This window comes from Rosettibacter sp. KY25 (assembly GCF_057554405.1).
In genome coordinates this window covers 1-8852 of sequence record NZ_BAAJAO010000042.1, presented here as the reverse complement: position 1 = coordinate 8852, position 8852 = coordinate 1, and the positions used below count along the sequence as shown (strand labels likewise).

General features: G+C 28.3%; 6 protein-coding genes and 1 tRNA gene. 1 reads left to right on the top strand and 6 read right to left on the bottom strand.

The features are described from left to right. The 6 genes from AC27L2_RS13510 to AC27L2_RS13485 all read right to left on the bottom strand — a co-directional run. Positions 1-2184: PAS domain S-box protein (locus AC27L2_RS13510; protein WP_487212294.1), on the bottom strand; the 2184-nt coding region annotated here is incomplete at its 3' end. Between the two features lie 12 nt (positions 2185-2196). Further along, the gene (locus AC27L2_RS13505; RefSeq protein WP_487212293.1) at positions 2197-4251 is read right to left on the bottom strand and encodes a histidine kinase dimerization/phosphoacceptor domain -containing protein; all 2055 of its coding nucleotides are present in this window, start codon (positions 4249-4251) and stop codon (positions 2197-2199) included. Between the two features lies 1 nt (position 4252). Next, entirely contained in the window at positions 4253-5161 is a 909-nt protein-coding gene (locus tag AC27L2_RS13500; protein WP_487212292.1) for a PhnD/SsuA/transferrin family substrate-binding protein, read from the bottom strand. Between the two features lie 11 nt (positions 5162-5172). After that, a complete protein-coding gene (locus AC27L2_RS13495; RefSeq protein WP_487212291.1) occupies positions 5173-5943 on the bottom strand; it encodes a PhnD/SsuA/transferrin family substrate-binding protein in 771 nt (256 codons plus the stop codon). Positions 5944-6157: 214 nt separating this feature from the next. Continuing rightward, positions 6158-7066 carry a PhnD/SsuA/transferrin family substrate-binding protein gene (locus tag AC27L2_RS13490; protein ID WP_487212290.1) on the bottom strand — a complete coding sequence of 303 codons (909 nt, stop codon included), beginning with the start codon at positions 7064-7066 and terminating at the stop codon, positions 6158-6160. 31 nt (positions 7067-7097) lie between these two features. After that, a complete protein-coding gene (locus tag AC27L2_RS13485) occupies positions 7098-8474 on the bottom strand; it encodes a TolC family protein (RefSeq protein ID WP_487212289.1) in 1377 nt (458 codons plus the stop codon). Between the two features lie 218 nt (positions 8475-8692). Here AC27L2_RS13485 and AC27L2_RS13480 point away from each other — a divergent pair. Further along, a tRNA-Lys gene (locus AC27L2_RS13480) sits at positions 8693-8764 on the top strand. The last annotated feature ends 88 nt before the right edge of the window (positions 8765-8852 follow it).

The following is an 8852-nucleotide window of genomic DNA, read 5'->3' as shown; positions in this document are numbered from 1 at the left end:
TGGAATATGTTTTAGATTCTCTTTTGACTTTATTTCCTTTGTTAATTGCAATCCATCCATCATTCCTTTTAATGAAATATCCATTAGAATAATATCAAAATCATTTTTACTTATTTTATCCAAAGCATCTTCTGCTCTTTCAGCAATTACTACATCGCAGATGTTACTTAATTTTTTTGAAAGATATAATTGATTTATTTCTTCATCTTCAACTACGAGCACCTTTGGAACTGATGATATTGGGGAAGAGGTTTGATTCTCAGATTTACGTTCTAAAGTTTCCGCTTTCTCTAATTTATCTGCATCACTTGCTAATTGCATATCATTCAGCACTATAGTAAAAGTTGTGCCTTTGCCTTTAATGCTTTTAACAAAAATTTTGGAATTGATTTTATCAACCAAACTTTTTACCAACGATAAACCAAGACCAACACCTTCGTATGGCCTGTTGTAACCAATTCTTTCTTGAGTATAAGGTTTAAATATATCATCCATATATTCTTTTGAGATTCCAATTCCTGTATCTGCAACATCAACAGCTAAATTTCCCTCATGATTTCGATAAAGAATTATACTTACAGAGCCTTCATTGGTATATTTGATTGCATTGTCAATAAGATTGGAAAATATATGATTGATGCTGTAACTATCTGAATAGATTTGTGTATCTCCCACATTATTTTCGTATTTAAGCACAAGACCTTTTTGTTTTGCAGTTACTGAAAAACTAACATATAAGTCATTCAATATTTCATCTAATCTTAAGTATTGAGGATTTGTTTTAAACTCGCCTACCTGAACTCGTGAATAGTTAAGTATTAAATCGATATTTCTTATGATTCTATTACTTGCTTTATCTATCGCATCAAAATATTTCTTTTCATTATCTGTAATATATGGACTGAAAATATCCTTAAGAACAGAGATCATTCCAAGCAATCCATTAAGAGGAGTTCTAATTTCATGAGAAATATTAGCAATGAATGCATCTTTTAATCTATTTGCAGATTCTGCTCTTTCTTTTGCTTCAATTAGACTGAATTCAAGATTTTTTCTGTCTGTTATATCACGCGATATAACATGAAAACCTTTAATATTATCCCCTTCATATAATAAATTAAGATTGCTTCCAAGCCATATTCGCTTTCCATCTTTTTTGATTATCGGTACTTCAAGATAAGTTGTTTGTTCTCTATTAGTATATTGCTTCAAAAAATGATTTCTTACTAATTCATAATATTCTTTTGCAATAAAACTATGGTATTTCATTTTCTTTATTTCATCAATCGAATAACCTAATAATTTGGAACCCGCTGCATTTACTTGTAAAATATTCCCTTCTAAATCAATTGTATAAATTATGTCACTTGCATTTTCTACTACATTACGATATAATCTTTCTGATTGTCGTAATAATTCCCGATTTTTATATGCTTCTGTTACATCAGAAAATACAAGTACAACTCCTTCAATTTCACCAGTATCACCTTTAATTGGTGAAGCACTATCTGATATATGTCTTTCAGTTCCATCGCGTGAAATTAAAACTGTATGATTAGCTAATTCGACAATTTTACCAGTTCTTAAAACTTCTTCTACGGGATTATTTATTTTTCCTCTGTCAATTGCACTTACGATGTTAAATACTTTAGTTATCGGTAATCCTTTTGCTTCTTCGAAAGACCAGCCGCACATTTTTTCTGCCGTGGGATTCATTATTGTTATATTTCCATTAACATCCGTTGCAATTACACCGTCCCCAATTGATTGCAAAGTAATTGATAATTTTCTTTCACTTTCTCTGAGTTTCTTCTCTATTTCAAAATTTGCCAAACTAACTTCAATTGATATATATAATTCTCTGTCTTCTATTGGTTTTACAAGGTAGCCATGGGGGGATGTTATTTTTGCTCTGCTTACTGTTTCATCATCAGAATAAGCTGTTAAATAAACAATCGGAACTCGGTATTTTGATAATATTTGTTGTGCAGTTTGAATTCCATCAATTTCACCTTTAAGATGAATATCCATCAAAATTAAATCAGGTTTTACATCAAGCACTTTTTCAATTGCCTCTTTCCCATTATCTGCAACTCCAGCAACACTATGTCCAATATCAATTACTCTTTGCTGTAGTTCTAAAGCAAATATTGATTCATCTTCTACAATAAATATTCTTGCCATAATTAATTCCTATCAGTTATTAGAAAAAATAATTCTAAATTCCGTATTGTTTTTGGGATTAATTAACAATTTACCATCTAATTGTGATACCAAACTTGTAACTATTTTCAAACCTAATGAATCATTTTTTTCAATATCAAAAGATTCTGGCAATCCTACTCCATTATCGCTTACAAGTAATTCCAGTTTAGAATCTTCCTTTTTCTTAAATGCTATTTCCACAAATTTTTTTTGCAATTCAGACATTTTATTTTGTGGAAAAGCATATTTTATAACATTTGTTATAAGTTCGTTCAACAATAGACCTATTGGGACTGCTTTATCAACTGTTAATTTAATATCATCAATATCTAATTTTATTTCTGTGTCACTTGTATTAAATCGGTAAGTCTCAAAGATATTTGTGAGAAGATTTTTTATATATTCATGAGAATTTATTTCGCTTATATTTTTTGAACGATATAGTTTTTCATGTACAAGAGCAAGTGAACGAATTCTTAACTGAGTTTCTGTAAATACCGAAATTGCTTCTTTATCGTGCAACAATTTTGACTGTAAAAACAACAGACTTGATACGACCTGTAAATTATTTTTCACACGATGATGAATTTCTTTAAGCAATGTTTCTTTTTCTTTAAGTGAAGTCCTTAATTCTTCTGCATTTAGTCTTAATTTTTCTGCTAAATATAATTGAACTATTGCGACTGAAATATGATGAGAAATTTCATACAGAATACCGAATTTTTCGTCTTCAACTTCTAAAGGTTCATCAAAACCAAAATTCAATTCACCAATCAATTCATTTTGGAAATGAAGTGGCAATGAGATATATGAAATGATTCCTCTTTGATAAATCTCTTTTTCATGCTGATTTTTATTTTCTGCATTTCTCATATCTGTCTGCAAATAATATGGCATATCAAGACTTTTATTGAGTCCGTAATAATTATCAAAGTCATACTCTTCAGTTTTTACATCAAAGAAATTATCAGTTCTTATGCAAATATTAACAAGCACTTTTCTTCTTTCTTTATCAAAGAATGAAAGCTCTGCTATCTTAAATTGAATTAGTTTTCTATAAATCAATTCTGTTGTATTGCTAAAGACTTCATAAGGTGAATTAGCATTAATAATTCCTTTATAAATTTCTTCTAATGTCTCAAGTTTTATTGTGTATTTTTTCAGCATCTCTTCTGTTTTCTTTCTTTCATTGATTTCAGCAATAAGCAATAGGTTTGATTGCTCCAGTTCATAAGTTCTTTCCTTGATCTTTGATTCAAGAAGCTCTGTACTTTTTCTTAGAGAATCAATCATTAAATTAAATGACTTAGCTAAAAATCCTATTTCATCTTTTCGATCAATATTAACCTGAACATTTAAATTCCCTCTTTCAACTTCATAAGTTGTGCTTACTAACTCGCCGATTGGTTTAGTAATCATTTGAGAAAATCGAAATGCAACAAATGAACCAAGAATTATGAAAATAGTTGAAAAAAGCATCATTCTTGAGAACAAGTTCTCCATTGCTTTGTTGTATGAATCAAGAGAGATGCCTATATGAATGTACCCCCAATTAATTCCTGTATATATAAAAGGTTTGGTGAACAAATAATATTCTTTATTAAATAACTTCACAAATGTTATTTGTCCTGATTCTCTTTCAGTAGGCTTGATAGATTTTATTCCAAGTTCTTCAAATCGCCAGCCTTTTTTGTCAAATATTAATGATAATCCTGTATTTTTAGAAAGAACAATAAAATCCATTGATTGTGAACTTGAAATCAGTTGAGTGCAAAAATCGATAATGCCGCCATAGTCCTCTGTAAAAATTGTTGTTCCCTCTGCTTGAATAATTGATTCAGCAATATTCTTTGCTTCAAACTGCATTCTCTGCTGGATTACATTTTTCTGATTAATGTAATAGAAAAAAGCATAAATTATTGTAGAAATTAGTAAGATAGCCCATGAAAGCAATGTTATTCTTGCAGTAATACTGCTAAACCACCTTTTAACTAGCATCCATATATATGAAAAATAAGCTCGTGATATTTTTATTTTTTTATTCACTTTAGAAATTCTTATTAAAAATATTATTGTATCTGATAAATAATTCTTTAGATTCTTTTAAATCTTCTTCCGTAATCGGGAAAATTCTAACACCTCTCATTAAATTCAATATTTGTTTTCCTGCTACTGATGTATGGAGATTCATTCCAAGTTTTATTAATTCTTCACATAATTCATTATTGTAATTTTTTCTTGCTGCCGCAAAGTAATAAATGTATCCTGGTGATTTTGCAAGAATAGATATGTGTTTTCTTAATTGAGGATTTAACTCAAGTGCTATTAGATAGGTACTTTCTCTTACGACTGCATAGTTTATTCTTTTGAAAAAAACCGAGTATAAATCATTTTGGTCGCTGTTGCCAGATTCAACAATTTTAACTGTTTTATATTTCTTCTTCCCTAATTTTTCGAATAATTCAACTTGCAGCCAATATTTTGCAAGCTGGTTAGAGTTATATTTTGGTAAAACTATTTCTTGATTTATAAGTTGTGCTATACCTTCAACCGGATTACTTATATGTTTGATAAGATAAAACCTTTCTTTCTTTTCTATTTCATTTGAACTTGCTACTAAAATTGGTTTTAATTTATCTGCAAAGTTTAATTTATAATAATCCCATGAATTAATATTAATGATATCAAGCAAATTACTTTTTACTTCCCTATAAAGCTCGTTTGGTGTGTTGAAAAAACGAGAATCTACAACTAGTGTTTTGAAGGGCTTATAAGTAGATATCTTTCTGATTTCTTCAACCCATTGACTAAAGGATTCTTTAACCATCCCTCCATTAGCATTAATATCAGGTGAATAAAATCCAAGTATTGCTTTAAGATTTTCATTTTTTGCTGTGTATTGTCCATTCATTAAAATGAATACAACTGTTGATAATATTACAAATCTGTATTTCACTTTAATCTTTATTATTGTGATTTTGTTTTAGATGATTTTATTAATTTTATTGTTTCCAGCAAATCTGTATCATTAATTGCTACAAAGCGTGCTGCCTGTGCAAGATTTAATATTTGTTTTCCTTCTGTAGAATTATGAAAGTTCAAACTAATATCTAATATGATATTTTCATATTCTTTGTTATATCCTTTCCTTAATGCAATTATGAGATTTACTAAAGGCGGCGAAGCATCAATCATCTTTACTTTATTTTTTATTTGTGGATTCAATTCTTTAGCTACAGAAAAAGAGGTTTCTGTAACTACTGCATATTTTGTAGAACCAAAAAATATTTCATTTATCAATTGAATTTCATTTTTGTGTGATTTGCTAAAAATAATTTTTTCATTAGAAGATTTTTTATTATCAAATTTTGATTTAATCCAGATACTCATCAGCTCAGTTTCGCTCGATTTTGGGATATGAATTTCGGCATTCTTAATATCATTTAACTTACCAACTTCTTCCTTTATATTGCAGATTAGTATATATTTCTGAAATTTCTCTTCTAATGATTTTGATGAAGTAAACACAGGATAAAAGAATTTGTCAAATCCATCATTTATATAATGAATTGAAAACAAAGCTATGGCATCAATTTTATCTTGCTTAATATCCTCTAATAATTGTGTTTTCGAAAAATATTGTTGAACAGTAAATTTTCCTCCTTCAAGACCTTTGTTGTTTAATTTTTTTAGAAACAACTTAGACCAGTAATCCCACGATTCATTAATTTGCTTCATATAATTTTTTTCAATAGTAGGGAAATAAAGAGCCTATCTAAGAATACTCTTTTCTGATTGAGCATGAATATGCTTGTTAATAAAACATAAAAAGAAAACGAATATTGAAATTATTTAAATAAAGTTTCTCATTTTTATAATCATCATAAATTATGAAATATTGAATTATTCGAACCAAACAATACGTATTTACATTTCATCTCAAATTACTGCACTAATTAATTTTAGATTGCAAATACTTTATTAAGTTTTTTGTTTCTCCTAAATCTGAATCATTAACTGTATAAAATTTTTCTGCTTGTATTAGATTAAGTATCTGTCGTCCTTCGACCGAGTTATGAATATTCAAGCAAAGGTTAATAATTTTCTCTGCAACGTAATCTTTAATTTTTTTATTGAATGCAATTACTATATATAGAAAATCTGGCGAGGTACTTAATACCTTAACTTTATTTTTTATTTGGGGATTCAATTCTTTTGCTAATAAGTATGATGCTTCTGAAACCACTGCATAAACGATTTTATTAAAAAATACTGAATTGATTAATTGGATTTCCGTTTTTGTTGTTCTAACAATTTTTATTTTATTCTTCTTTGAAGATAAATCATGAATATTAAATTTTGATTTTATCCATGTAATCAGCAGTTCGTCTGTATATAATTTTGGAATATTCAATTCAGCATTGTTTAATTTCTCGATATTATCAGCTCCATTTTCATTGCTTATTATTAAATATCTTTCATATTTGCTTTCTAATGATTTTGAAATTGTAAGAGCTGGATAGAAATAATCATTAACCCCGCTTTTGAAATAAGTTAATGAAGGAAAGCTTATTACTTCAATTTTGTTTTTGCGAACATCATTCAAAAAATCTGATATTGAAGTGTAACGTTTACTGATAAAAACTGCATCTCTAACTTTTTTGTCATTAGATTTTTTCTTAATAAAATCCACCCAGTATTTTAATGACTCTCCTATTTTATTTGCAACAGTTTCATCCACAGAAGTAAAATAAAATCCCCACCGAACAGTATCTATCTGTGTTTGTGCTTTAAGTATAATATTATTAAGAGAAAACAATAAAAAAACAAGAATTAAATATTTTTTATTAAATGATTTCATCTAAGTTTTTCTAATATTGTTTAAAGATTTTTTACTGAATATCACCAAAAATTTTTTCCAATTCTAAAATTGTACATATACGATTGAATTGAGCATATTCATATTGTGCACTAAGAAATAATTCATATAATTGTGCTTCGATAAAATCAGATACAGAACCCACATCATTCATATAAGCTTTCAGCTGCAATTCTCGATATTCACTTGCCGTTTCCATAGCTTTCTTTGCTGATTCAACCTGGATGTTTGCTGCTTTTAATTCGTTGAGCAATTTTTCCTTTTGCAAATTCAATCCTTCATTCAAGTATAATTTTTTATTCTGCAACTGAAATAATTCAGCTTCTATTTCTTCTACCTTTCCATCTGTTCTAAAGCCGCTAAACAATGACCATTTCATTCCTATTCCTATCGAAAAAATATTTTGATTTTCTTTAGTTGAGAATCCATATTTATAAGTGTTATCCATTCTTTTATAACTTCCTATCAATGCAATTGATGGATAATAATCACTCTTAGCTTCTCTAATTTTATATTCAAATACTTTTATTGCATTGTTAATCTTCTGCATATTTATATTTGATTCATTTAGTAATTCTGATTCCAAATATTTTTCCACTGCAGAGCTGTCATATTGATTTGCTTCAGGGACAATGGTTAATTCATCATTTTGTTCTATACCAATTAAAAATTTTAATGCAGATAAAGCTGTTATTAAATTTGAGGAGATAGTTTCATTCAAACCCTTGAATGTTTCGTATGCCATTTTAATTTTTAGATAATCAAGTTTATTTACATTTTCAGAGCCGGCATTATACAAAGTTTCTGTAAGTTTATATGTAGTTTCGAATCTAATCAAAGCATCATTAAAAATATTGTTTACTTTTTGTGCCATTAAAACTGAATAGAATGTTTTTTTAACATTATACTTTATTTCACTTTCTGTTAATTCCAAATCTTTTTGGGCAATTGACAATCCTAATTTTGCCTGTTCAATAACAGAATTAATTTTCCCTCCTGAGTATAAGGGATAAACAAAAGAAACATCCGAAAGTATACTTTTATTTTCTGCAACAGAAAATTTTTGAGGTGGAATTTCAATTGATGAAAAAGGCAATGAAAATGTACCCATGTTTATTGGCGGCAGTTCAATTTTTAGAGGTGGTTGAACAAAAGTAAAATTTTCATCGTTCAAAAAAGCAAACGAAGCAAATTCCAATTGTGGGTATTTTGCAGATTTAGCTTGTTTTAACTGAGCCTCACTTTTTTTAATAGCTTGCAAAGAAATTTCTTTTTGTTTATTTCTTTCTAAAGCTAATCTTATACAGTCTTCCAAAGTCAAATTTTTATAATTATTTGATTGCGCTTGAATCATAAAAGTTATAGTTAGAAATATTAGTAATTTATACATGGAAGGATTTCTCCTGAGTTTTTAAATTGAGCATAATAATCTATTATCTATTCATCTTTAATTAATTATCGAATTAATACTTAAAATTGTTAATTAGTATAAAAATTTTTAGAAAAGATATTTAAGAGGTATAGAAATTTTATAAGTGAATATTTTTTCACAGTGTTTGGAAAATTTCATAGTAAAAATTATATTTGTGCCTCAAAAATTAAAAATAAGGGCGCGTAGCTCAGGGGTAGAGCATTTGCCTTTTAAGCAAAGGGTCGGTGGTTCGAGCCCACCCGCGCTCACTAAAAAGAATCCTGCATTAAAGCAGGATTTTTTATTTATGGATAAGCCTTTTAATCAATTAGGGTCGGTGGTCCGCCATAGGCGGAT

Excerpts from the sequence above, each read along its gene's own strand:
- AC27L2_RS13490 (WP_487212290.1), bottom strand. The coding sequence starts at position 7,066 with ATGAAATCATTTAATAAAAAATATTTAATTCTTGTTTTTTTATTGTTT.
- AC27L2_RS13495 (WP_487212291.1), bottom strand. The coding sequence starts at position 5,943 with ATGAAGCAAATTAATGAATCGTGGGATTACTGGTCTAAGTTGTTTCTA.
- AC27L2_RS13485 (WP_487212289.1), bottom strand. The coding sequence starts at position 8,474 with ATGTATAAATTACTAATATTTCTAACTATAACTTTTATGATTCAAGCG.